Genomic DNA, 23902 nt, shown 5'->3' with positions numbered 1-23902 from the left:
CGCGCGCCCACCCCGCCGTGTTGCTACTCGGCCGTCGGCCTACCGGAAGTAGCTGGCGGCCTGCTTGTCGCCCTCCATGTAGTCACCGCCGGCCGTGTGGACGACGTGACCGATGCCGGTGAGCGCGGTGTGGATGTCGTTGGCTTCCTTGTCCCACTTCTGCAGCTTCTCGTGGAAGGTGCCCTGGGCCTCGCCCTCCCAGTACTGGAGGCTCTGCACGACCAGCTGCCGCAGCTCGTGCAGGTCCCGCTCGAGCGTCTTGGCCTGGTTACCGATCTGCGTGGCCGCGACATCGAGCCCGTTGTAAGTGACGCTCAGTCCGTCGCCGTTGTTGGCCATCTCTGTCTACCTCGTCTCGCTCGTGTGTGCCTGATGGATGCCGGCTGCCCGGCCGATTCCGTGGAGCCGCCCGTGTCAGTACGAGCTGAAGGGAGAGACCGTCGGCGCGCCGTCGTGAACGTCGATCTTGTTGACCGCCGCGCGCACGTCGTCTTCCTTGCTGTCCTTGATGTGACGCGTCTTGGTCATCGCCTCGATGACGTCGCCCAGGATCTTGCCGATGTTCTGGAGGGACTCGTTGATCTCGTACTGCTTCTTGTCGAAGGCGGCACGGCCGATGCCCTGCCACTGTCCCTCGAGGCCGTCGATGACCTGCTGCAGGCTGTGCACCCGGCTCCGGATGCCGTCGTACTTCGTGTACATGTCGTTCTGCAGCTTGACTACTGCGGCGTCTTCGAGCTTCTGCTTGCCGGTCATGACCAGCCCGCCCTTCTTCCGTCTGTTGTCCGGTCCAACTGTGTCGGCTCAGCGCCCGGGTTGGCGAAGAGCACGCTTGGGGCGCCTGTCGGCACGTTCTCTCTCGAGCCCGGTCCGGCGGGCTGTCGAAGTCTGTCGTCCGTTCCCCGGCTCGCTCACCGGGCTCGCCGTGCCCGCATGACAGCGAAGCCGGCGCCGCCGATCACGACCACCGCCGCCGCGCCGAGTGCGATCCAGAGCGTGCTGTCGTCGTTCGACGATCGCGCATTCGATCCTGCCGCAGATGTGCCGCCGCTCGTACCGTTTTCCGGGGCCTGTGACGAGGCTGATGCGGAAGCGGATGCCGAAGGCGCCGGGGTAGCCACGGACTTGGCCAGCAGGTCACCGCCGTTCTCCTTCGCGAGTGGGTCGACGTCGGGCGAGCCGGCGTCATAGCGCCCGTCCTCCAGGACCAGGCCCGGCCGGACGATGCCGTAGCCGAGGTGCGTGCTGGGCTTGTCCTTCGGCCACGTGCGTCCTGCGGTGTCGATGAGAGAACGAGTGACCTGGTTCACACTCCAGTCCGGGTGAGCGGACCAGATCAGGGCAGCGGACGCCGCGGTGATGGCGGTCGCCGGACTCGTACCTTCGCTGTCGCAGTACGAGTGGAAGTCGGCATTGCACCACGCCGGAATGTCGGCGCCCGGCGCCGCGAGGTCCACATAGCCACCGGACGAGGAGAACTCGGAGACCTTGCCGGACTGATCCGTCGCCGCGACGCCGATCACGTACGGATAGGCAGCCGGATAGTCGATGAAGCCGGACTTGCCGCTCTCCGCGTTGTTGCCCACGGCCGCTACGAGCAACTTGCCCTTGGACGCCGCGTATTCGACGGCCTTGCGATCCTCTTGCGTGGTCATCCCGCCGAGGGACATGCTGATGATCTTCGCGTCGGTGTCGGCCGCCGCTCTCAGCGCCTCCCAGGCGTGTGGGGTCTTGTCCTTTTCGGCGCCGCGCTTGAGTCCGGCGAGCTGTACTCGGTAGGGCACGATCTTCGCTCCCGGTGCCAGCCCCTTCAGCCCGCCGTCCGCCCCCGTACCTGCGATCAGCTCGGCCATGCTCGTGCCGTGGCCGGTGTAGTCGTCCGTGGCGTGGTAGGCGACCGCCTTGGGGACCTCATCGGACAGGACCTGGCCTTCGAGCGCGGGGGTCCGGGCGTTGACGCCGGTGTCGATGACGGCAACCTTGACCCCCTTCCCCGTGCTGGTTTCCCACATCTGCTCGGCGTGCATGGCAGCCAGGTACCACTGCTTGGATCCGGCATCGTAGGCAGCAGCCTGAGGAGCGAACTGCACGCTCACCGCGGCCAAAGCCCCTACGGCCGCGCCAACGGTGCGCGCTCGGGCGCCACGGCGCGTGCTGAGGAACCCGGCTCGCCCAGGCTGTCGACTGATACCTGACTTCATCGCGTTGCTCGTCCTCGTCGGTGCTCAGTTGGCGGTCGGCGGCACATCGCGCCGCGGCTCGGTGGGTGCGGGGCTCTCTTCATCCTCGACCGAGCGGTCAGGGCGCCGCGACCCACGCGCTGCGCCGCCGCCATCGGCCTTGCCACGGCTGCCGGGCCCGCGTACGAGCCCGCTGCCACCACGCGTCATACCGTTGCGCTCGGCCCTTGCCAGGGAGTTCTGCGCGGTCGGCCTGGCATTGACACCCTCGGGCGCATCACCGGCAGCACGGGAGTCCACTGCTGGTGAAGCGGGTCGTCCGACGGATCCGGTGCCGCCTGTGCCTCTGCCCGGCCCGGGCCGAGCCGGCGAAGTGCGGGAACCGGCTGATTCCTCCGCACCGATGACGGTGCCGCGTGGAACTCTCGGCCCGCTCTTCACTGAGGCACCGGCAGCAGTGGGCCGTCCCCCGATCACACCGCGCGAGCGAGCTGCTCCCGTGTTCGGGGCACCGCCTGTTCGCGGCGTCGTGCCGCCGCCGGTTCGCGGGCTACCGCCGGTGATTCCCCGCCCCGTGATAGACGGTTTCGACGAGGTCGGGCTGCCCTTGGTGGCCTGTCCGCCCGCCCCTGTGGCGCGGCCCATCTGGCTCATGGTTCCTCGAGCCGTCGCCCGCCCCGATCCGGACTCGGTCCGTCCCGGCGTACCCGCGCGTCCCTGGCCCGAGGCGGGCCCGCGCAGGCCAGCCGTTCCGCCCGGCCCCTTGGTGGACAAGCCCTTGGATACGGGCGTTCCGAAGTCTCCAGCGAAGGGAGTGACGTTGCCACCGGCAGGCGGTGCACCCGTGACCGGGGGCGCGGGTGGTGTCGGGGTGGTGGGCGAAGGCGGCGGCAGCGTCCCCACACTGTCGATGCTGGTGCCGACGGGCGTAGTGATGTCCTGCCTGATGTCCGTGGCCGGCGGCTGAACCTCGCCACCGGGAATCGGCCCGACCGGCCGAGTCGGCTCGACCGTCGCATGGTGACGCACGACACCGGCCGGCGAACTGACCCGGTCGTCGGAGTCCGGGCGGGTTCCCCCGCCCGTGCCGGGGTCGTGGACAGTCGAGTACGAAGGCTTGGGCACTCCGACGTCCGGCATCGTGCCGAACGTCGGCGCCTTGTTCTGCCAGGCTTCGAGCTGCTGACCGGAGACTGCGTAGTACGAAGCCAACCTGTTCATCTGGTTGATCGCCTCTTGGCGATCCTTCTCGACACGTACGGCGGCGTCGTAATCGTCCTTGTTCGCGGCCTTCTCCGCCGCCGTGAACGCCTCCGGCCGCCTCCGGTTGGGATGTGAGTCTCGGGCGGGCATGGCGGCACGCACCGAAGCGAGACCCGTCGCGGCGGCCGTGATCTGGTCGCCCGCCCCTCCAGCGAACTCACTCAGCGCGTGGGCGCTCGCGACAAGGTCCCCACCCCAATTGCGGAACGCGTCGCCCGACTCTCCGACCCAGTGGACGTGGTCGATGTGCCCCGAGAGTTCCTCAGCGGCCGCCTTGATGGCATCTCTGGCGTCCCACAGCGCTTTGCCGGAGGATTCGAGATCCTCGGGATTCGCCTGCGCGATCAGGTCGAGCAACTGATTGAGGCCCAGTTGGGTGTTGCCGAAGTCCGTACTGCCGAACACAGCCTGGCCGGACGGGGTGGCTCCGACCATCGTGCGCAAGGTGCCGTTCACCAGCCTGGTGAGGAAGCCGCCACCATGCGGTTGTTCCTCGACCTGGCGAGCGAAGTCGGCGTAGGAGTTCTGCGTGGAGACGCGGTCCCAGTCGGCCTTGTGGTCTTTGGTCATCGCCAGTAAACCCCGGTGTCACCTGAGCTGTCGGTGTGCTTGCCTTCCTTGGCGTCCTGCAGGCTCGCGATCTGGGCCTGGATCTGCCAGAAACGTCGTCGCTGGTCCTCTTCGAGTCTGTCGAAACCGCGTTCCGCGCCATGGACGGCGATACCGATCGCCTCGATCTGCAGGTGCAGAGTCTTGGACAGTGTGGTGAGCCGCTCGTGCACCTTGCCGTATTGCGCGTACAGGCTGTGCGCTTCGGGGAACACGTCCGCGCTGGCGTCACTCAGGGACGACAGCTTGATCGTCTGGGCCCCCACCTTCGTCGGGTTGCCCGCCGACTCCTCGAGATCCCGTAGGACGGCGTCGACCCGGGTCACGAATTTGCTCAGCGCCTCGCCGCTGGCCTCCAGGTTCGCCTGCCGGGTGGGCGACACACCCCCCACCATGTCTGCCGGAAGCACGACGCTCCTCCCCGTTTCCCCGTTGGTCACATCGATCGACGTGGCCGGCCAACCTCCGTACGATCGCAAACCGAGCCACGCGTCACAACGTGATTCCCACTTTAGTCAGCATGCACATGGGGACCAACCGGACTATGTCTCAACCCAGTTGCAAGACTGACTCGACGGTGATGCTTTGTCCGGTTTGCCGTCAACGACGGGACAGGCCGATGCAATCTCCACCAAATTTCCACATGCGAGGCCGACCTCGGTGGACTCCTCCCGGTGGAGCGTCTCTGACCATCCGAATCCCCGGAAACCTTCACGGTCGACAGTGCGCGCACAACGGACGTGGCGCTGATTCGCGCCGAGGCGGGTTGCTAATTTGGCCGAATACCGCAACATCGGAACGGCAGCATCCGCCCGCGCGGACAGCGAAGGCTCGGCACACGGGGGAAGGGGACCACCATGGCGTGGGACGAGTGGGAGCAGCTCAAGTCGCAGGCGGCCGAGCGGCGGTCGACCCACATGCGAATCAACCACGTGCCGCTCGAACCCGGGGGCGGAGGAACCGGATCGGGTGATCTGGTGGCCCACGAGGACGACCTGGGTGCCGTGGGGCACGAGGCGTTCATCCTGTTCGACAAGCTCGACAAGCAGGCCAACGTCCCGGTGACCGGCAAGGGCGGAACCGGCTCCACCTCGCAGGCGGCCGCCGCGCTGAAGTCGCACGCCTTCGCCATGGGCGCCGCCCTGGACAAGACCGTCGAGATGTGGACGTCTCAGGTCAAGTCCGTGCTGCAGGCCTGCGCGCACATCTCCAACCACCTCGACTACAGCAAGAAGCGTCACTCCTCGGACGACGCCCAGATCGCCGCCGCCCTGCGCAACAGCGACGGCTCCACCGTGTCCGTGTCGAAGCTCAACGAGTACTTCAAGTAGGGGAAGCACCGATGGCTGTGAACCTCACGGACCTGATGGACGTCGACCTCGGCAAGCTCGAGACCGCGGTCACGGACTGGAAGAAGACCGTCGACAGTCTGAAGACGCTGGCGGAGGACGCCCGCACGGGTATGCGGGCCAAGTCGGACAAGGCCCGCTGGGCCGGTGTCAACGCGACGGTCACGCGGGAGTTCATCACCAAGACCACCAAGGAGGTCTCGGACCTTCACACCGAGGCGAACAGCATCTACCAGGTGCTGGACGACGGGCACAGGGAACTGGTCTCGCTCCAGAAGCAGCTGCAAACGGCCGTGCAGCATGACGCGACCGGTCTCGGGGTCCGTGTGGAGGACCTCGGCGGCGGGAAGGTCCGCTGTTTCTTTCCCCATGTGCGTGGCGACACGGACCAGCGGACCCAGGAGCAGCTCGACTCCAGGCAGCAGTTGGAGAACCGGATCAACGACATCCTGTCGCACGCCGACGAGATCGACGCCTCCGTCGCCCGTGCGCTGGCCAAGAGCCACGGCAACGACGCCCACAACGCCGGGCACAGCGCGTACGAGTCCCTGAACGACGCCGAGGTCGAGCGCGCTCTGGAACTCGCCCGCAAGCGCGAGAAGATGTCCGACGCGGAGCTCGCCGAGCTCAACCGCCTGCTGCGTTTCAATTCACGCGAGAAGGACGGCGAGTTCGCCACCGAGTTCTATGAGGGGCTCGGCGGCCCCGAGAAGGCTCTGCAGTTCTACGCGGCGATGTCCATCGACGGCACCGACGGGGACGCGGCCAAGACGCGCCTCAACGAGGTGCGGGACCTGCAGAAGGTGATGGGCTACACGCTGGCCAACGCCACCGACCCCGATCACAAGCAGCATCTGCCGGCGTCGTGGAACTCGGACTTCCGGCGCCTGGGGACCCAGCCGATCGGCTGGCTGCCCGGCCAGATGAGCAAGCCGTACGGCTACCAGGTACTCGGCGGCCTGCTCCGTTACGGCAACTACGACGCGCGGTTCCTCACGCCCATCGCGGAGCACATCACCCAGCTCCACAAGGAGGACCCGTACCGCTTCCTGATGAACAAGCCCGCCGGCAGCCCCGACATCTACGGTTTCAACCCGTCGGGCAAGCTGGGCACCGGCAACGACCCGCTGAACAGCGTCCTGGAAGCGCTGGGACACAGTCCCGAGGCCGCCGAGAAGTTCTTCACCCAGACGCCGACCGCCTACAACGAGGACGGCACGGCGAAGCAGGGCGGCGACGTCGGCTTCGACTCCTACCTCGATCTGTTCACCGACAAGGACTTCGAGTGGACGATCGACACGAACGACACGAACGTCCTCGCGGACGAGGACAAGACCAAGCGCGCCCTCGGCTTCGGCCCCGAGGCCCTCGGCCACGCCCTGGAGGCGGCGACGACGGGACGGCCGTACGACAGCGACGCGGCGGCCGACGCCATCAAGCACACGGAGGCGCGGGCGCATCTGGTGAACCAGATCGTCGAGAAGTTCGGCGAACACCCGGAACTGCTACGGCACAACGAGAACGGCGACCTGGAGAACGAGGAGACAGGTCCTCTGTATGCCCTGCGGGGAAGCCTCGGGGACATCACCGCGGAGTACATGGGCGACTTCCAGAGGGCCATGTACAAGGAAGATCCCAGCAGCGAACTTTTCCCGACATTCGGTGCCGCCGCCGACCTGAACAGTGGTCATGCGGCCCGCTTCCTCGGTGCAGTGGGGCAGGATCCCGACGCTTACGCGGCGATCACGAGTGCCCAACAGGCGTACACCAGCGACCTTGTGGACCACGTCATCAACGGAGACAGTCAGTCCACGGCTTCTCTGGACGGACGCGTCGCTGCGGCAATCTCACCAGGGGCGACGATCGCGGGCATCATGAGCGACGCCCGAGCAGATGCTATCTACGACTACCATTCCGCTTCGGACAAGGAATTCAACGAGGCCGCTGCTGACAAGCAGAAATGGGTGAACCGCATCCTCGGTATGGGCATCGAAAAGGTAGGTGAACGCGTGCCTGTTCTCGGCGCGCCGCTCGAATGGGCCTCGGAGGACATCCAGGAGTCCGTCATGAAGAGCATCGAGCAGGACACCGTCGTGGATGCGGAACGCGAGGCAGGGGACCAGTATGCGAGCGGTCGCGAGGCGACCCTCGACTCGGCCAAGGCCGCTGTTGATCGCGCTCTGGTCAACAATCAAAGCATCAACCCAGACACAGCGGATGACTTGGTGCGCGCCGCTCGCACCGCCGCCGGCCAGGCCCACGAATCAGGTGCTCAGTGGAATTCGGAGAGTGACGGAAGCTGATGTCCACCAGGAACACACGGCATGGCATCGCCTTGGTCATCGCCGCCGCTGCCTTGGCCGGATGCTCGTCGGAGGAACCCAAGCGGGAGTTCGCAGTACCGCATTCTCTGTGCGGAGCCTCCGTCCCGGTCGACGCACTCTCCAAGCTTCTGCCCGCGTCCGGCAAGCGGATCACCGTGCCCGACAACGCGTTCTCGGAGGACGGTGAAGGGCTGTGTCAAGTGGCCGTCGACGATGACGTGGTGCTGATGGTCAGCCGGGAGCGCATCGACGTGGGCGACTCCGCAGACAACATCCTGCGCAGCAGGGTTGCCGTTCAGAATCGGAAATCGGCAGACGGCGGCTCCGTTTCCTACGCCGATCGAGGTGCTGTCTCGCTGATCAAGTGCCGAGGCGCCGGAGTGCAAACGGAGGACGTCAGCGTCCTCATCAAGGTTCTGAAACCCGCTCGACCGGACGAGACGGCCATGAAGAACCTCATTACCGGCTACACGGCGGATTACAAGAAGCAGCAGCCATGCAGACCTGGGTCCTGACCGAACAAGAAGGGCATCAGGGTCGCCAGCGGCAAGGGCCGTTTCACCGTCTCGGCGAGCAGGACTCACAGATGACGGGGTATATGCGCACATCTACGATCCGCAGTCGGTGGATGCCCGCAGGGGCGGCTGCCTGTCTGTCGCTGGCCGCCGGGTGCTCGGTGGGATCGGACGACGATCAGTCTGGCGTCTCGGCTGAGCCGGTGCAGACGCCCAGTGCGGCCATGACCAGCAGCAGGATGCGGGCGACCGTGAAGGAGGCGTCGGCGACCTCGGGGGCCGAGGGGTTGATCGAGGTGCGCCAGGCGCGTACTCGAGCCTTGCCGCAGGCCATCGCCACCAGGACGGCGGACAGGACGAAGCTCATGGTCGCCATGGTCGTCACGAGGCACCGCCCGTGCGTCCGTGGCGACGGCGGGCGTCTCGTATCGCCACCGCCGTGCCGCCCAAGCCCGCCACCGTGACGAGGCCGCCGATGACCACGTAGGTGCCGAGGCGGGTGTCGCGTTGTTCGGCGGTCTCGCCGAAGTGGAGCGGGGGGACGGAGGGGGCTTCGGCCCGGGTCACGCCGCCTTCGGGTCGGGGGGACTGGACCGGGTGCGCCGGGTCGACGTCCGTGAGGGCCTTGACCGGGTCGACCACGCCCCAGCCGACGAGGCGGTCGCGGCCGGGGATGGAGCGTTCCGCGGTCTGTTCGATCTGGGCGACGATCTCGCGCGCCGTCCACTTGGGGTACTTGGCCTTGAGCAGGGCGGCCACCCCCGCGACGTACGGGGCGGAGAAGCTGGTGCCGTTGTCGGAGCAGTGCCCGCCGCCGGGAACCGTGGAGATCATGTCGACGCCGGGGGCCGCGACGCCCACGAAGTCTCCGGACTGGGAGAAGGAGGCACGTTCGTTGTTGCGGTCGGAGGCCGCCACCGCGAGGACGCCCTCGTAGGACGCCGGGTAGGTGATCTTGACGTTGCCGCCCAGGCCGTCGTTGCCTGCCGAGGCGACGACCACCACCTGGTGCGCGAGGGCGTTGCGGACCGCCTGTTCCAGTCTGTCGTCGGGCCGTACGGCGTTCGCCGTGTCCTGGGAGATGTTGATGACGTCGGCGCCCACGTCGACCGCGTGTTTGATGGCGTCCGCAAGGGACCTGGCCGTGCCGTCGCCTTCCGCGTCGTTCTGTTTGATCGGGATGATCGTGGCGTCGGGCGCCAGGCCCACGAAGCCGGTGCCCTTGGCAGGGCGGGCCGCGATGATGCCGGCGACGCGCGTGCCGTGGCCGACCGTGTCCGTGGTGCCGTGGGAGTTGCCCCGGTCGATCTTCTCGCCCTTGGCGTTCTTGGGCGGCAGGTTGTTCATGCCCTTCGAGGCGTCCACCGCGTGCCGCAGTTGAGGGTTCTTGACGTCGACTCCCGTGTCGATCACCGCGACCCGGACGCCCTTCCCCGTGGACTGGGCCCACAGTTCGTCGAGGTTGACGCGTTGCAGTGCCCAGGGGCGGCCCGTGTACGGCTTGGCCGGGAACGTGCACTGGCTGTCGTCCGCGTGGGCTGCCGTCGCGGGCAGGCCGATGGCCGAGGTCGTCGCCGTCAGGGCGGTGGCGGCCGTGATCAAAGCCGTCCTTCGGACCGCCGTGACCGCTCTGCCCGCGGTGCGCGCCGTGTCGGAGGCCTTGTGCGGTTCCTGCGGCTTGCGCAACTCCCGCGGCTTGCACAAGTCCCGCGGCTTGCGGAAGTCCTGCGGTTTGCGGGGCTCGTTCGGCTGCAGCATCAGTTCGTCTCCTCTGCCGCTACGAGCCCTGCGGCTGGCGGGCCGCCGCCTCTGAAAGGCGCGGTCCGGTCGGCAGGAACGTCGACCACTCGATGGGCACGGGAGTGGGCTTCACCTGGGCGTAGCCGAGCCGGGTCTGGGCGATCCGCGCCTCGTTGAGTTCCGACTTGCGCTGCTGGGAGGAGGTGCCGATGCCCTTGTCGTCGGTGGCGCTGTCGCTGTTGGACTGCAGGGCGTAGCGCAGGCCCGTGTCGGTGACCAGGAAGACCCCGCCCACGCTGGTCTCCGTGCCCTGCGTCTGGCGGAAGAGCAGGCCGGAACCGGCGGTCACGTAGGCGCTGGAGGAGCCGGTGGGCAGTTGTGCGGGGAAGTCGGTGCCGGCCCAGGTGGACAGGGTCGTCTCGTTCTTGGCGCGGACCGAACGCAGGACGTTGCAGACGGTGTTGCGGCCGGTGGTGGCGCTGGTGCCGTCGTTCACCGTGCGCGGCTTGTACGACGGCCACTTCTTGTCCGCCAGGAACGTGGTGCTGTCGGTGACCGCGCCCGGGCTGACCTGCTCGGCCTCGCCGGCCTGGCCCACGGCGACCAGGGCGCGGCTGTTGAGCAGCAGTGTGGCGGTGAACTCCGAGATGCGGGCCACGCGTCCGCGCAGCACCACGTAGTACTGCATGCGCCGGCCGTCGTAGGCCTTGATGACCATGCCGACCTTGTCGTAGCGGTCGTACTGCTGAAGGCCGCTGAAGGCGCCCGCCTTGGCACCGGGGGTGCCGTCGGCCGCGGGGATGGCGGGGATCGAGACGGGGTCGCCCGGGTGGAGGGTGGCCAGCCATTCCTGGGAGACGCGCTGCGGGGCGCGGCTCTGGGTGTCGAGGGCCTTGAGGAGTTCCTTGTCGGCCGGATCGGCGAGTTGGTAGCGGTAGCCGCGGGCGTCGACGACGTACTGGCTCTTGCCGTCGGGGCCGACGACGTACATCAGGTCGCCGTCCTTGAGCCGGGCGCTGCCCTCGGTCCTGGACCACTCCTTACGGGCGAGGACGAACGCTGCCTTCTGGATGGCCCGCCCGCCGGGGCCGGGGCGTTCGCAGACCGCCCAGCGCTTGGCGGTCTCGGCCTCCTGCGCGGAGGGCAGGCGGTCGGGTGCGTAGGGGATGCCGATGGTGGCGCCGTGCGGGGGCTTGCCGCTGTCGAGGACCTTCTCGTCGACGGTGATGACGCTGTTCTTGTCCGGGTCGAGGAGGAGTTTGGCGGAGGCCATGTTCAACACCGGGTGCAGCTGGGTCTGTTTGCCCGTCTTGAGCACCACGTAGCGGGTCGTGGAGTCGCTGGCGACGATGACGTGCTCCCTCGGTGTGTCCCAGCCCTTGGGGGCGGTCGGGCTGAACAGGCCGATACCGCCGAACACCGCGAGGACCACGACGCCGACGACGACTCCGGGCACTACGGCGCCCAGCGGCTTGGGCGCGCCCTCCTCGGAGCCCGACGGCGAGGGCCGGAGGAAGGACGCGAGCATGCGGCGCTTCGCGAAGGTGTAGGCGTTGAGTTCGTCCCGCCGTGATGCCATCTGTTTTCGCTCTCTCCCCGTGCAGAGCTGTGAAGGGGTCGTGGAGAATGCGCGCGCTCCGTGCCCCGCCCCTTGGCTGCCTCTGGTGCCACGACTGTCAGCACCGGCCCCTACTATGCCTGTTGTGGGGTGCTGCCCGTGGCATGGGTAGGGTGCAGGGGCCCGGATGGGGCCGTGCACGAGAGTTTTCGGGAGAGTTCGGGGGTTTTGCAGTGATGGCTTCCGCAACACGGGCCCGGTCGCGATCGCAATCGGGATCACGATCGGGTGACGGGAGGCGGTCGGGCTCGCGCGCTCCCCGCTCCGCCGGACCGTCCGGGGCGCGGCCGTCCGGCTCCCAGGGTCCCTTCGCACCGCATCCGACGTCGCGTTCGGGGCGTGGCGGTTCCTCCGTGCGCCAACGGCTGGTGCTGCTGGAGCTGGCCGCGGCTCTGGTGCTGTGCGGCTGGGTGGTCGGCCCGTTCGCGCTGGTGCCGTCGGCGGTGGTCGCCGCCGCAATCGTGGCGCTCGCCTTCGTGCGCCGCCGGGGGCGTTCGCTCCCGGAGTGGCTGGGCACCGTGCTCGCGCTGCGGGCGCGCAGGCGGCGGGCGGCGAGCACTCCGGTCCCGCCGGGCACCGAGTCCGGTTTCGCGCCGGCCTTCGAGTGCGACCCCAGTCTGCGGACGCATTCCTTCGGCGGCCGGGACCGGCGGCCGGTCGGGATGGTCGGGGACGGGACCTTCCTCAGTGCCGTGGTGCAGGTGGAGGCCGATGTCACCGCCCTGCGGGCGGAGCGGGGACGGCAGCCGCTGCCCGTCGGGCTGGTGCGGGACGCGCTGGACGTGGACGGGATACGGCTGGAGTCGGCGCAGGTGGTGCTGCACACCCAGCCGGCACCGGCGCTGCACCTTCCGCAGCACTCGGTGGCCGTGACCAACTACGCGCCGCTGCAGGAGCAGACCGGCGCGCCCGCGGTGCGCATCACCTGGATCGCGCTGAAGCTGGACCCCGAGCTGTGCCGGGAGGCGGTGGACGCCCGGGGCGGCGGGCTGGTCGGGGCGCAGAAGTGTCTCGTGCGGGTGGCCGATCACCTCGCGAGCCGGCTGACCGGCGCCGGGTTCCGTACGACGGTGCTCAACGAAGAGGAGCTGACCGCCGCCATCGCCACCTCCGCGTGCGCCAACCCGCTGGTGACGGCGGAGGCCGGGCGGACCGAGACGCGTGAGCGGCGGACCGAGGAGTCCGGGCGCAGCTGGCGCTGCGACAACCGCCGGCACACCACGTACTGGGTGCGGCGCTGGCCGCAACTCGGTGGCCGAGGACCGTCGTTGCCGCAGCTCGTGGCAGCCGTCACCAGCGTGCCCGCGCTGGCCACCACGTTCAGTCTGACGCTCTCGCGCGGGGAGCGGCAGGCGACGGCGCTGTGCGGGCATGTGCGGGTGACCGGGCGCAGTGACGAGGAACTGGTGGCCGCGCGACGGGCCCTCGAGGGCGCCGCGCGGCAGGCGGGCCTGGGTCTCGCCCGCCTCGACCGGGAGCAGGTGCCCGGCATGCTCGCCACGCTTCCCCTGGGGGGTGCCCGGTGAGTTCCAGGGTTTCCACACCCTCCACGGCTTTTCCGGGTTCCACGGCCTCCATGAGTCCGGCGGGCCCGCACAACCCCGCGAACGGCCCGATGGGGCCCGTGAACCCGCAGGCGCCCGGGGCGCCGGATGCCACTGCCGCCTCCGTCGCCGATCGGGTGCGCGGGCGGCTGCGCAGCGGTCTGGGGCTGATCGGTCCGCGGCACGGACGGCACGCGCTGTCGGCGGAGCAGGTGGACGCGCTCGCGCTGCCCATCGGCGACGACGGTGTCGTCATCGGCGTGGACCCCGAGGGACAGCCTGCGGTGCTGGGGCTGAACCGGCCCACGGCGTACGACGTCGTACTCATCGGCAGTCTGTGGACGGCGCAGGTCCTCGCCCTGCGGGCGGCGGCCACCGGGGCGCGGGTGGCGGTGGAGACGGGCCGGGCGCAGGCCTGGATCCAGATGGTGCACGCCATGGGCGGCGGGCAGAACGGCCTGGCGGTGTACGAGGTGGGCCGGGTTCCCCCGCAGGGCGCGTCGGCCGGTACGCCGGTGCTGGTGGTGCGCGACTGCGGTATGCGACCGCCCCGGGGCCGGGTGGTCTCGGGTCCCTGGCAGTCGGTGGTGACGCTGCTGCCGTACCTGAGTCCGGTCGCCCCCCGCCTGGTACGGCAGGCGCGACTGGTCGGCGTGCAGCGGATCTCGCCGGACGAGGCGGCCGAGCTGGGCCGCACGATGGCGCTGCCGCGCACGGACGTCGAGACCCTGCCGACGCTGCCCGACGGCGTCACGCTGTGGTGCGGCGACCGGGACCGGCAGTATGTGATGACCCAACCCACGGACGCCGAGATCGGTTTGCTGGGTACTCCGCGCCGTATGGACTGAACAGGTCCCCCGATGACCGGTATTGACTGGTCGACATCGGGACATGTCGACCGTTTTGGCCGGTTGGTCGTGCGCGTCGGTGGACGGGGTGGGACCGGCGCGCGGAGGTGCGAACGAGCACGGAGCGCCGGACGGGCCTGCCATGAGCCTGCCCGTGGTGATTAGGCTGGGACCGGGCGCCACATCAGAACCCGCGGCTGGACCGTCGGCGCTCCGGGGGAGGACCGGGCGGACCACACGGCCGGACGGGCCGGAACGGTTCCGAGTCGGTCGCCGCAGGACCGCTCGCGACCGATCCCGTACGACACGAACGGTCGCCCCAGCACGGCATGAGGGTGCTCGACCACACCAGGAGGAACTGTGAACAGCGATCGGGACGGGATCCGCGGGGGCTGGGCCACGCCCGGCGATGACCAGTCCGACGCGGAGTCCGCCATCGAGACGACGGGCGAGTTCACCATCGACTACGCGCCGCCCGCCTGGTACACGCAGAACGCGTCGAACCCGGCCGGTGAGGCGCCGCAGCCCCCGGCACCGGCGACGCCCGCCGCCCCCGGGCCGCCTCCACCGGTCGGTCCCCCGGTCGAGCTTCCGGCTCCGCCGCCGAGCGGCGGCTTCCAGTCCTCCTGGGCGCCCGCGCCCGCCGCCCCGGTGGCGGCAGAGGCCGAGGACGCCGGGAGCGGCGACGTCGTCAGCGGTGCCACGATGCGTATCTCCGCGAGCGCCCTCAAGCGGGAGTTCGCGGAGCGCGACGCGGCCCGGCAGGCTGCCGCGCACGACGCGGAGGCCGAGGAGGGCGCGGCGGAGCCCGAGGGCCTGACCGGTGCGCAGGCGCCTGCTCCCGGAGCGGCCGAGGCCGGTGCCGAGGGCGCGGAGAACGAGACGAGCCTGGCGGGTCCGGAGGCTCCGGACAGCTCAGGAGAGATCTCGACGGGGGCCGATGAGGAGCGCACGGACGGCGACTTCGAACTCGAGCCCGCTTCGGTCTCGGGTGTTGATGCCGTTGCCGATGCGGGAACGGACGCCGGAACGGCCCCCCATGCCGACCCGGACGGCGATTCCGACGCTGCCGGCAGCGACTCCGGCTCGGGCGACGCCGACTCCGGGTCCGGCAGCGGCGACGCCGACTCCGGATCCGACACGCCGGAGCCCGTGACCACCCCGGCCGATCCGGCCGCGGGCGTGGACTCCGACACCGACGCCGGCGCCGAGGGTGACACCGACGGCGACCACGAGGGCGGTGACCCGCAGGCGGCCGGTTCTCCCGCCGACGCGCAGGACTCCGTCGCTCGGGCGGCCGTGCCCGCCGACGCCACCGCAGGCGGTGACGTCCAGGACGTTCCGCCTGCCTGGACTCCCCCGCCGGCGCCCCAGGACACGGTTCCGCCGCTGCCGCCGTCGTACCAGCCCGCTGCTCCCGCTCCCGCGGCCCAGTGGCCCGCACAGCCCCAGCCGCAGGCCCCTCAGCAAGACCCCCGTCAGGCCCCGCAGCCGATGCCGCCGCAGCAGCCGCCCTTCCAGCCGCAGGCGCCGCAGCCCGCGCCCGCCGCCTGGAACACGCCCGGGGCGCCGCAGCAGGGTGACGTGCCCGCTCCCGCGCCGCCTCCGGCCGGTTACGGCTTCCCGCAACCGACGCCGCCCGGCCCGGCGCCGCAGGGCGGCTACGGCTTCCCGCAGGGCGGTCAGCCCGGCTCCGGTCCCGGCGCTCAGCCTCAGGGTGGTTACGGCTTCCCACAGCCCGGCGGTTACGGCTTCCCGCAGCCCCCCGCGCAGCCGGGGCAACCCGCACAGCCACCACAGCCCGGGCAGCCGCAGCCCCACCCCGCACAGCCCGCCCAGCCGGGTCAGCCGCAGCCCCAGCAACCCGGGACGGCGCACCCGGCCGGCGCCCCTCAGGGCACCCCCCGACCCGGGCAACCGCAGCCCGGGCAGCCCCAGAGCGGCGTACCGCAGCCTCCGCAGCAGCCCGTCGATCCGCGGGCCGGTGCCGCGTGGCCGCAGCCCATACAGCACGACCAGCGGCAGCCGACCAACCCCGGGGCCGCACCGCTCGGTTACACGGCGGCGGTCGAGCTGTCGTCCGACCGGCTGCTGAACAACAGGAGGCAGAAGGCCCGCAGCAGCCGTCCGGCCGCGGCCGGCTCCCGATTCCGCATCGGTGCCAAGAAGGAGGAGGCCGAGCGGCAGCGGAAGCTGGAGCTGATCCGGACGCCGGTGCTGTCCTGCTACCGGATCGCGGTGATCAGCCTCAAGGGCGGTGTCGGCAAGACGACCACCACCACCGCGCTGGGCTCCACACTCGCCACCGAGCGGCAGGACAAGATCCTCGCGATCGACGCCAACCCGGACGCCGGTACGCTCGGCCGCCGGGTGCGCCGGGAGACCGGGGCCACCATCCGTGACCTGGTGCAGGCGATCCCCTACCTCAACTCCTACATGGACATCCGGCGGTTCACCTCCCAGGCGCCGTCCGGCCTGGAGATCATCGCCAACGACGTCGACCCTGCGGTGTCCACGACGTTCAACGACGAGGACTACCGCCGCGCGATCGACGTGCTGGGCAAGCAGTACCCGATCATCCTCACCGACTCCGGCACCGGTCTGCTCTACAGCGCCATGCGCGGCGTGCTGGACCTCGCCGATCAGCTCATCATCATCTCGACGCCGTCCGTGGACGGTGCGTCCAGCGCCAGTACGACACTGGACTGGCTGTCGGCGCACGGTTACGCCGACCTCGTCGCCCGTTCCCTCACCGTGATCTCGGGGGTGCGCGAGACCGGCAAGATGATCAAGGTGGAGGACATCGTCACCCACTTCGAGACGCGCTGCCGCGGTGTCGTCGTGGTGCCCTTCGACGAGCACCTGGCCGCCGGTGCCGAGGTGAACCTCGACATGATGCGGCCGAAGGTGCGCGAGGCGTACTTCAACCTCGCGGCGATGGTCGCGGAGGACTTCGTCCGCCACCAGCAGGCACACGGACTGTGGACGTCCGACGGCAACCCGCCGCCGGTCGCGGCCCCGCCGCTGCCGGGCCAGCCCTTCCCCGGCCGGCCGCAGCAGCCGTACCCCGGACAGCCCGGCGGGCCGCAGCCCTACGCCGGACAGCCTCATCCCGGACAGCCGTACCCGGGACAGCCCCAGCAGCCGTACCCCGGACAGCCGGGCGGACCGGCACAGGCGGCTCCGGGTCACGCTCCGGGCCAACCCGCGCCGGGTCACCCGGTTCCGGGTCAGCCCGCACCCGGTCAGCCCGCTCCGGGTCAGTACGCCCCGCAACAGCCTGGACAACCCGGACACCCCTACCCGCAGCAGCCGGGCCAGCCCCCGGCCCCAGGCGCCCAGCCGGGGCAACCGCCGGCCCCGGACGGGCAGGGCCAGTTCGCGCCCCCGCCGCAGCCCGGCCGGCCGTACGCCGCCCACCCCCAGCCCGGCCACCCGCAGGCCCCGCAGCCCTCACAGGGCCAACCGGGTCAGCAGGGCCGGACTCCGCCCCCTCCCCCGCCCGCACCCCAGCAGTGACCCGGCGGCCTCCCACAGGCCGCCGCTCGCCCATCCGCACCGCACGAGGCCCGTGCCGTTCCCGAGACGGCGCGGGCCTTCGCGCGTTCGCAGACAGAACCGGCGGAAATACGGCGCCATGCCCTCACCTGGGAGGCGTCAGAGGTCTGCACCAATGAGGGAGGCAGAGCAGCACATTTGTTATTTCCGCAGGCCACATGGGGTTTGACATACCGTTGACGGGCGCAGACTGCCGCTGATAGACACTCAATCCATTCCCCCGGCGCCAACCGATCAAGCTCACACAAGCACGTTCAAGCCTGTTCACAACTGTTCAAGCCGCCCCGCGCGGGGCCACACTCCGCGCGTGCGATGACGCGAGGTCACCGAGCCATGAACACACAAGATCAGCACGGCAGAGGACGCACAGGCCCCCGCCCGAGGAGAGCGCGGCTGCTCGCCGCCGCGGGCGCCGCCGCACTCGTCCTCGCATCCGGGCTCGCGACCCCGGCGGCCTCGGCCGCGCCGCAGGCCCCGGCGGCGCGAGGCGCTCAGGCCCAGGCGGCCGCGACGGCCCAGAAGGACGACGACAAGGGCAGCGACAAGGTCCTCACCGTCGCCGTCGCCCAGAGCGTCGACTCGCTCAGCCCGTTCCTGGCGGTCCGGCTGCTCAGCACCAGCATCGGCCGGCTGATGTACGAGTACCTGACCAACTACGACCCCAAGGACGCGCACGCCATCCCGGCCCTCGCCACCAAGTGGGAGCCGTCGCCGGACAAGCTGACCTGGACCTACACGATCCGCTCCGGCACCAAGTGGTCGGACGGGCAGCCCGTCACCGCCGAGGACGCGGCCTGGACGTTCAACAAGATGATGACCGACGACGGCGCCGCCACCGCCAACGGCAGCTTCGTCGGCAACTTCGAGAAGGTCACCGCGCCCAGCCCCACCCAGCTGGTCATCAAGCTGAAGAAGCCGCAGGCCACGATGACGGCGCTGGACGTGCCGATCGTGCCCAAGCACGTGTGGGAGAAGGTCACCGACTTCTCCAAGTTCAACAACGACAAGACCTTCCCGATCGTCGGGAACGGCCCGTTCGTCCTCACCGACTACAAGCCGGACAGCTATGTGCGGCTGAAGGCCAACAAGGACTTCTGGCGGGGCGCGCCGAAGTTCGACGAGCTGGTCTTCCGGTACTACAAGGACCAGGACGCCGCCGTCGCCGCGCTGCGCAAGGGCGAGGTCTCCTTCGTCGCCGGCTCGCCCTCCCTGACGCCCGCGCAGGCCGCCTCCCTCAAGGGCGACAAGAACATCCACGTCAACGAGGGACCCGGCCGCCGTTTCTACGCGCTGGCCACCAACCCGGGCGCGCAGGCCAAGGACGGCACGAAGTTCGGTGACGGCGACCCGTCCCTGCTCGACGAGCGGGTGCGGCACGCCCTGTTCATGGCGGTGGACCGCAAGGCGATCGTGGACAAGGTCTTCCAGGGCCACGCGGTCGAGGGCCAGGGCTACATCCCGCCGCGCTTCTCGACGTACTTCTGGAAGCCGTCGGCCGGCCAGGAACTGGCGTACGACCCCGTGAAGGCCGGGCAGCTGCTCGACCAGGCGGGTTACAAGAAGAACGCCGACGGCAAGCGTGTCGGCAAGGACGGCAAGCCGCTGAACTACCGGGTCCTGTGCCACGCCACCGACCCCAACGACAAGGCCGTCGGCAAGTACCTCCAGGAGTGGTGGGGCAAGCTGGGCATCGGGATCACCCTGGACTGCCTGGACAACGTGACCGACCCGTGGCTCGCCGGCAAGTACGACCTGGCCTTCGACGGCTGGTCGGTCAACCCCGACCCGGACTTCGTGCTCTCCATCCACACCTGCGACGCCCGTCCGCAGACCCCGAAGGACACCGGCGCCACCGACAACTTCATCTGCGACAAGACCTACGACCAGCTGTACGCCAAGCAGCTCGCCGAGTACGACCCCGCCAAACGGGCGGACCTGGTCAAGCAGATGGAGTCGCGGCTGTACGACCTGGGGTACATGAACGTCATGGCCTATCCGAACGCGGTGGAGGCCTACCGCACGGACCAGATCAAGTCGATCACCACCATGCCGTCGTCGGCGGGCAACATCTACGGGCAGGACGGCTACTGGAGCTGGTGGTCCGCCGTCCCGGCGGACTCCGGTGACTCCTCGGACGGTTCGTCGTCGACGGGTGTCGTGATCGGGATCGTCGCGGGTGTCGTCGTGCTCGTGGGCCTCGCCGTGCTCTTCACGGTGCGCCGCCGGGCCACGGCAGAAGACCGCGAATAGGTGCAGGTACATCCATGACCGCTGAAGCAACACCCTCGCTCGTCGAGGACGCGGCCGCTGCCGGCCCGGCGAAGTCCGGGCCGGCGGGGGCCGGGCGCGCGCCCCGGGCGCGCACCACCACCGCGTATCTGCGGTATGTGGCGGGCAAGCTGGCCGGTGCGGCCGTCTCGCTGCTCGCCGTGCTCGTCACCAGTTTCTTCCTCTTCCGGCTGATCCCGGGCGACCCGGTGAAGTTCATGACCGGCGGCCGCCCGGTGTCGGCCGAACAGATCGCCGCCTACCGGCGGGAGTTCGGGCTCGACCTGCCCATGTGGCAGCAGTTCACGGAGTACTGCGGCAAGGCGCTGACCGGGGACCTCGGGACCTCGTACCAGTTCCACGTCCCCGTCATCGACAAGATCACGGAGGCGCTGCCGAACACCCTGGTGCTCACCGGCACGGCATTCCTGCTCTACACCGCTCTCGGCATCTTCCTCGGCACCCGCTCGGCCTGGCGGCACGGCGGGCTCGGCGACCGCCTCAACACCGGGCTGGCGCTGACCCTGTACTCCATCCCGTCGTTCTGGCTGGGGCTGCTGCTCATCATCGTGCTGTCGGTCGGCGCGGGCCCGATCCCCGGCCTGTTCCCGACCGGCGGCATGGAGTCGGGCGGCGAGGAGGGCTTCGCGTACATCCTGGACGTCGTCCACCATCTGGTGCTGCCGGTGGTGACGCTGGTCGCGGTGGAGTACGGGCAGACGCTGTTGGTCACCCGGTCGGCGCTGCTGGACGAGATGGGCAGCGACTATCTGACGACCGCGCGGGCGAAGGGGCTCAAGGACGACCTGGTGCGGCGCCGGCACGCCGTGCCCAACGCGCTGCTGCCGACCGTGACCCTGATCTTCGTCAATCTCGGCCGGACGGTGGCGGGTGTCATCCTCGTGGAGACGGTGTTCTCCTGGCCGGGGCTGGGCGGGCTGTTCTACCAGGCGCTCAGCGTGCCCGACCTGCCGCTGGTGCAGGGACTGTTCTTCGTCTTCGCCTCGGCGGTGATCCTGATGAACACCCTCGCCGACCTCCTGTATCCGCTGCTCGATCCCAGGGTGGGCCGATGACGACCGCCGAGACCACCAAGACCCCCGCGGCACTCGGTCCGCGCGCGCTCGCCTGGCGGCGGCGCCGGGCCTCCGCCGCGCGGTTCTGGAAGGAGTACCGCCGGCACCGCGCCGGGGTGTTCGGGCTGGCCGCGCTGGTGCTGTTCGGGCTGGTCGCGCTGACCGCGCCGCTGACCGTCGGTTCGGACGTGGCGAGCGTGACGGACGCGCCGGGACGGCCGCTGGAGAGCCCGAGCGGGCACTTCCCGCTGGGGACCGACCAGTTCGGACGGAACCTGCTGGGCCTGCTGATCTGGGGCTCGCGGGTGTCACTGCTGGTGGGGCTGCTCGCGGCCGTGTTGTCGGTGGCGATCGGAGCGGTCATCGGGATCACCTGCGGGCACTTCCGCGGCTGGTACGCCACGGTGATGATGCGGGTCACGGACTGGTTCCTGGTGATGCCGACACTGGTGCTGGCCATCGCGCTGGCCACCGTGATGTCGCGTTCGCTCGGCACGATCGTCCTGGCGATCGGCGTGACCACGTGGCCCACGACGGCCCGGCTGGTGCGGGCGCAGACGCTGGCGGTGGAGTCACGGCCGTACATCGAACGGGCCAAGGCGCTCGGCGGCGGGCACTGGCACATCATGTCCCGCCATGTGCTGCCCAACGTCATGCCGCTGGTGCTGGCGCAGACGACCCTGATCATCTCCTCCGCGATCCTCGCCGAGGCGACGCTGGCCTTCCTCGGGCTCGGGGATCCGACGGTCGTGTCCTGGGGCGGGCTGCTCCAGGACGCGCGGGAGGCGGGGGCGGTGAGCTCGGGCGACTGGTGGTACCTGGTCCCGCCGGGCATCGCGATCGCCGTCGTGGCGCTGGCGTTCACGCTGTGCGGGCGTGCGGTGGAGTCCGTTCTCAACCCCAGGCTGGGGGTGTCCCGTTGAGCCTGCTCGACGTCCGGAACCTGGAAGTCACCTACCCGGGCGGCGCGGCCGCCGTCCGCGGGGTCGACCTGACCCTCGCCGCGGGCGAGAAGCTCGGCATCGCGGGCGAGTCCGGCTGCGGCAAGTCCACGCTGGCGCTGGCGCTGCTGCGGCTGCTGCCGGCCGGGGCCCGGGTCGGCGGGAAGATCCTGCTGGACGGCGCGGACGTGCTCACCATGAAGTGGGGGGAGGTCCGCGCGGTGCGCTGGGCCGGCGCGTCGATCGTCTTCCAGGGCGCGATGCACTCCCTCAACGCCGTGCATCGGGTCGGCGACCAGATCGCCGAGCCGATCCTGCTGCACCGCAAGGCGACCCCGGCGGGTGCCAGGAAAAAGGCCGGTGAGCTGCTGGAGCAGGTGGGCCTGCCGGCGGCGCGGGCGAGCGCGTACCCGCACGAGCTGTCCGGCGGGCAGCGGCAGCGGGTGATGATCGCGATGGCGCTGGCCTGCGATCCGCGGCTGATCGTCGCCGACGAGCCCACCACCGCGCTGGACGTGATGATCCAGGCGCAGATCCTGCGGCTGATCGAGGAGCTGGTGAGCGAGCAGGACGTGGGGCTGATCATGATCAGCCACGATCTCGCCGTGCTGGCCGACACCTGCGACCGGCTCGCGGTGATGTACGCGGGCCGGGTGGTGGAGGAGGGTCCGGCCCGCCAGGTCTACGACGGTGCCCGGCACCCCTACGGCAGGGCCCTGTCGGAGGCGTTCCCGAGGATCGGGGACGCGGCGTCGCGGTTCGCGCCGCGGGGTCTGCCCGGTGATCCGCCCGACCCGGCGGCGGTCCCGGCGGGCTGCGCGTTCCACCCGCGCTGCCCGGTCGCACTGGACGTGTGCGCCACCGAGGACCAGGTGCTGCGGGAGGCCGGAGAGGGCCGGCGGGCTGCGTGCGTGCACGTGGGCGGCGACGGCATCGCCGCGCCGGCGGGCCCGGGGGCGGCGCAGGACGAGGAAATGAGGAGCAGCACGACATGACGGGCACGATCACGGCCACGCCACCGCTGCTGAGCGTCGACGGCCTGCGCATCACCTTCCCGGGCCGCAACGGCGCGCCACCGGCCCGCGCCGTGGACGGTGTGGACCTGGACATCCGGCCCGGCGAGATCGTGGCGCTGGTCGGCGAGTCCGGCTGCGGCAAGACCACGCTGGCCCGGTCCCTGCTGGGACTCGTGCCGCCGACCGAGGGGCGCGTCACCTTCGACGGCGCGCCGCTGGACTACTCCTCGCGGGCACTGAAGGCGTACCGCAAGCGGGTCCAGCTGGTCCTCCAGGACCCGAGCGGCTCGCTCAACCCACGGCACACGGTGTACGACGCGGTCGCCGAGGGGCTGCGCATCCACGGCTACGGCGGGGACGAGCGGGCGGCGGTCGCCGAGGCGCTGTCCCGGGCGGGGCTGCGGCCGCCGGAGCGGTTCTTCCTGCGCTACCCGCACGAGCTGTCCGGCGGCCAGCGCCAGCGGGTCGTCATCGCGGGCGCGCTGGTCCTCCAGCCCGAACTCGTCGTCGCCGACGAGCCGGTGGCCTCCCTCGACGCCTCGGTACGCGGCGAGATCCTGGCGCTGATGCTGCGGCTGCGCGACGAGCTCGGGCTGTCGGCGCTGGTGGTGACCCACGACCTGGGTCTGGCGTGGAACATCGCGGACCGGGTGGCGGTGATGTACCTGGGCCGGATCGTGGAGACCGGCGAGGTCGAGCAGGTGCTGACGGCGCCCCGGCATCCGTACACCCAGGCCCTGCTGTCCGTCCTGCCCGAGGCCCCGGGCGATCCGGTGGTCCTCACCGGCGAGCCGCCCGACCCGTCGCGCATCCCGTCGGGCTGCCGCTTCCACGCGCGCTGCCAGATCCTGGCCGGCGGCGAGGCGGCCCGGGCGGGCGTCGCCGACGCCTGCCGCACCCGGGATCTGCCCGTCCTGACCGGCACCGCCGAGACCCAGGTGGCCTGCCACTGGGCTCGAGCGCGGACCGGCGAGGTGCTGGGCGCCGGGGCGGAGGCGGGAGCCGGGACGGCGACGGAACCGCAGTGATCGAGGGCTGGGGGCCCGAGCGGGC

The 23902-nt window shown here is 70.3% G+C and carries 19 protein-coding genes; 11 read left to right on the top strand and 8 right to left on the bottom strand.

Annotated features, from left to right (window positions below; genetic code table 11):
• Positions 1 to 39: 39 nt before the first annotated feature.
• The 5 genes from ACWDUZ_RS33040 to ACWDUZ_RS33020 form a co-directional block, all read right to left on the bottom strand.
• Positions 40 to 339 (bottom strand): WXG100 family type VII secretion target, encoded by a 300-nt coding sequence (locus tag ACWDUZ_RS33040; RefSeq protein WP_451635491.1) that lies wholly within the window; start codon positions 337 to 339, stop codon positions 40 to 42.
• Positions 340 to 414: 75 nt separating this feature from the next.
• Complete coding sequence (locus ACWDUZ_RS33035) at positions 415 to 756, bottom strand: WXG100 family type VII secretion target (protein ID WP_451635490.1); 342 nt, start codon at positions 754 to 756, stop codon at positions 415 to 417.
• A 155-nt stretch (positions 757 to 911) separates the two neighbouring features.
• Positions 912 to 2090, bottom strand: coding sequence for a S8 family serine peptidase (locus tag ACWDUZ_RS33030; RefSeq protein WP_451635505.1), 1179 nt, complete (start codon positions 2088 to 2090; stop codon positions 912 to 914).
• Between the two features lie 135 nt (positions 2091 to 2225).
• Positions 2226 to 4013 (bottom strand): hypothetical protein, encoded by a 1788-nt coding sequence (locus tag ACWDUZ_RS33025; protein WP_451635489.1) that lies wholly within the window; start codon positions 4011 to 4013, stop codon positions 2226 to 2228.
• Positions 4010 to 4462, bottom strand: coding sequence for a hypothetical protein (locus tag ACWDUZ_RS33020; protein ID WP_451635488.1), 453 nt, complete (start codon positions 4460 to 4462; stop codon positions 4010 to 4012). The genes ACWDUZ_RS33025 and ACWDUZ_RS33020 overlap by 4 nt, the downstream gene beginning before the upstream one ends.
• A 447-nt stretch (positions 4463 to 4909) precedes the next feature.
• Here ACWDUZ_RS33020 and ACWDUZ_RS33015 point away from each other — a divergent pair, with 447 nt between their 5' ends.
• Genes ACWDUZ_RS33015 through ACWDUZ_RS33005 form a run of 3 tightly spaced genes read left to right on the top strand, consistent with a single transcriptional unit; the run spans position 4910 to position 8240 of the window.
• Entirely contained in the window at positions 4910 to 5383 is a 474-nt protein-coding gene (locus tag ACWDUZ_RS33015) for a hypothetical protein (RefSeq protein ID WP_451635487.1), read from the top strand.
• Between the two features lie 11 nt (positions 5384 to 5394).
• Positions 5395 to 7704 (top strand): hypothetical protein, encoded by a 2310-nt coding sequence (locus tag ACWDUZ_RS33010; RefSeq protein ID WP_451635486.1) that lies wholly within the window; start codon positions 5395 to 5397, stop codon positions 7702 to 7704.
• Complete coding sequence (locus tag ACWDUZ_RS33005; protein ID WP_451635485.1) at positions 7704 to 8240, top strand: hypothetical protein; 537 nt, start codon at positions 7704 to 7706, stop codon at positions 8238 to 8240. The genes ACWDUZ_RS33010 and ACWDUZ_RS33005 overlap by 1 nt, the downstream gene beginning before the upstream one ends.
• 178 nt (positions 8241 to 8418) lie before the next feature.
• Here ACWDUZ_RS33005 and ACWDUZ_RS33000 read toward each other — a convergent pair whose 3' ends face one another.
• The 3 genes from ACWDUZ_RS33000 to eccB are packed head-to-tail and all read right to left on the bottom strand — an operon-like array spanning position 8419 to position 11559.
• Positions 8419 to 8607, bottom strand: coding sequence for a hypothetical protein (locus ACWDUZ_RS33000; protein WP_451635484.1), 189 nt, complete (start codon positions 8605 to 8607; stop codon positions 8419 to 8421).
• Positions 8608 to 8621: 14 nt separating this feature from the next.
• Positions 8622 to 10001 carry a type VII secretion-associated serine protease mycosin gene (gene mycP / locus ACWDUZ_RS32995; protein WP_451635504.1) on the bottom strand — a complete coding sequence of 460 codons (1380 nt, stop codon included), beginning with the start codon at positions 9999 to 10001 and terminating at the stop codon, positions 8622 to 8624.
• A gap of 16 nt (positions 10002 to 10017) precedes the next feature.
• On the bottom strand, positions 10018 to 11559 hold the full coding sequence (eccB, locus tag ACWDUZ_RS32990) for a type VII secretion protein EccB (RefSeq protein ID WP_451635483.1): 1542 nt from the start codon (positions 11557 to 11559) through the stop codon (positions 10018 to 10020).
• 215 nt (positions 11560 to 11774) lie between these two features.
• Here eccB and eccE point away from each other — a divergent pair, with 215 nt between their 5' ends.
• The 8 genes from eccE (at position 11775) to ACWDUZ_RS32950 (ending at position 23877) form a co-directional block, all read left to right on the top strand.
• The gene (eccE, locus tag ACWDUZ_RS32985) at positions 11775 to 13124 is read left to right on the top strand and encodes a type VII secretion protein EccE (RefSeq protein ID WP_451635482.1); all 1350 of its coding nucleotides are present in this window, start codon (positions 11775 to 11777) and stop codon (positions 13122 to 13124) included.
• Positions 13125 to 13213: 89 nt separating this feature from the next.
• Positions 13214 to 13990, top strand: coding sequence for a hypothetical protein (locus ACWDUZ_RS32980; protein WP_451635503.1), 777 nt, complete (start codon positions 13214 to 13216; stop codon positions 13988 to 13990).
• Positions 13991 to 14350: 360 nt separating this feature from the next.
• A complete protein-coding gene (locus ACWDUZ_RS32975) occupies positions 14351 to 17509 on the top strand; it encodes an SCO5717 family growth-regulating ATPase (RefSeq protein WP_451635481.1) in 3159 nt (1052 codons plus the stop codon).
• A gap of 372 nt (positions 17510 to 17881) precedes the next feature.
• Positions 17882 to 19798, top strand: coding sequence for an ABC transporter substrate-binding protein (locus ACWDUZ_RS32970; RefSeq protein WP_451635480.1), 1917 nt, complete (start codon positions 17882 to 17884; stop codon positions 19796 to 19798).
• 14 nt (positions 19799 to 19812) lie between these two features.
• Positions 19813 to 20892 (top strand): ABC transporter permease, encoded by a 1080-nt coding sequence (locus ACWDUZ_RS32965; protein ID WP_451635479.1) that lies wholly within the window; start codon positions 19813 to 19815, stop codon positions 20890 to 20892.
• Positions 20889 to 21815 (top strand): ABC transporter permease, encoded by a 927-nt coding sequence (locus ACWDUZ_RS32960; RefSeq protein ID WP_451635478.1) that lies wholly within the window; start codon positions 20889 to 20891, stop codon positions 21813 to 21815. Before ACWDUZ_RS32965 ends, ACWDUZ_RS32960 begins: the two co-directional genes overlap by 4 nt.
• Entirely contained in the window at positions 21812 to 22828 is a 1017-nt protein-coding gene (locus tag ACWDUZ_RS32955; protein ID WP_451635477.1) for an ABC transporter ATP-binding protein, read from the top strand. The genes ACWDUZ_RS32960 and ACWDUZ_RS32955 overlap by 4 nt, the downstream gene beginning before the upstream one ends.
• On the top strand, positions 22825 to 23877 hold the full coding sequence (locus ACWDUZ_RS32950) for an oligopeptide/dipeptide ABC transporter ATP-binding protein (RefSeq protein WP_451635476.1): 1053 nt from the start codon (positions 22825 to 22827) through the stop codon (positions 23875 to 23877). The genes ACWDUZ_RS32955 and ACWDUZ_RS32950 overlap by 4 nt, the downstream gene beginning before the upstream one ends.
• Positions 23878 to 23902 lie beyond the last annotated feature (25 nt).

The sequence above is a fragment of the Streptomyces sp. NPDC003393 genome, from assembly GCF_053589015.1.
This window is presented reverse-complemented; position numbering and strand designations above follow the sequence as displayed.

Bases quoted from the DNA above. Each gene is read 5' to 3' on its own strand.
- ACWDUZ_RS33040 (WP_451635491.1), bottom strand. From the start codon at position 339: ATGGCCAACAACGGCGACGGACTGAGCGTCACTTACAACGGGCTCGAT.
- ACWDUZ_RS33035 (WP_451635490.1), bottom strand. From the start codon at position 756: ATGACCGGCAAGCAGAAGCTCGAAGACGCCGCAGTAGTCAAGCTGCAG.
- ACWDUZ_RS33025 (WP_451635489.1), bottom strand. From the start codon at position 4,013: ATGACCAAAGACCACAAGGCCGACTGGGACCGCGTCTCCACGCAGAAC.
- ACWDUZ_RS33015 (WP_451635487.1), top strand. From the start codon at position 4,910: ATGGCGTGGGACGAGTGGGAGCAGCTCAAGTCGCAGGCGGCCGAGCGG.
- ACWDUZ_RS33010 (WP_451635486.1), top strand. From the start codon at position 5,395: ATGGCTGTGAACCTCACGGACCTGATGGACGTCGACCTCGGCAAGCTC.
- ACWDUZ_RS33005 (WP_451635485.1), top strand. From the start codon at position 7,704: ATGTCCACCAGGAACACACGGCATGGCATCGCCTTGGTCATCGCCGCC.
- ACWDUZ_RS33000 (WP_451635484.1), bottom strand. From the start codon at position 8,607: ATGAGCTTCGTCCTGTCCGCCGTCCTGGTGGCGATGGCCTGCGGCAAG.
- eccB (WP_451635483.1), bottom strand. From the start codon at position 11,559: ATGGCATCACGGCGGGACGAACTCAACGCCTACACCTTCGCGAAGCGC.
- eccE (WP_451635482.1), top strand. From the start codon at position 11,775: ATGGCTTCCGCAACACGGGCCCGGTCGCGATCGCAATCGGGATCACGA.
- ACWDUZ_RS32980 (WP_451635503.1), top strand. From the start codon at position 13,214: ATGGGGCCCGTGAACCCGCAGGCGCCCGGGGCGCCGGATGCCACTGCC.
- ACWDUZ_RS32970 (WP_451635480.1), top strand. From the start codon at position 17,882: ATGAACACACAAGATCAGCACGGCAGAGGACGCACAGGCCCCCGCCCG.
- ACWDUZ_RS32965 (WP_451635479.1), top strand. From the start codon at position 19,813: ATGACCGCTGAAGCAACACCCTCGCTCGTCGAGGACGCGGCCGCTGCC.
- ACWDUZ_RS32960 (WP_451635478.1), top strand. From the start codon at position 20,889: ATGACGACCGCCGAGACCACCAAGACCCCCGCGGCACTCGGTCCGCGC.
- ACWDUZ_RS32950 (WP_451635476.1), top strand. From the start codon at position 22,825: ATGACGGGCACGATCACGGCCACGCCACCGCTGCTGAGCGTCGACGGC.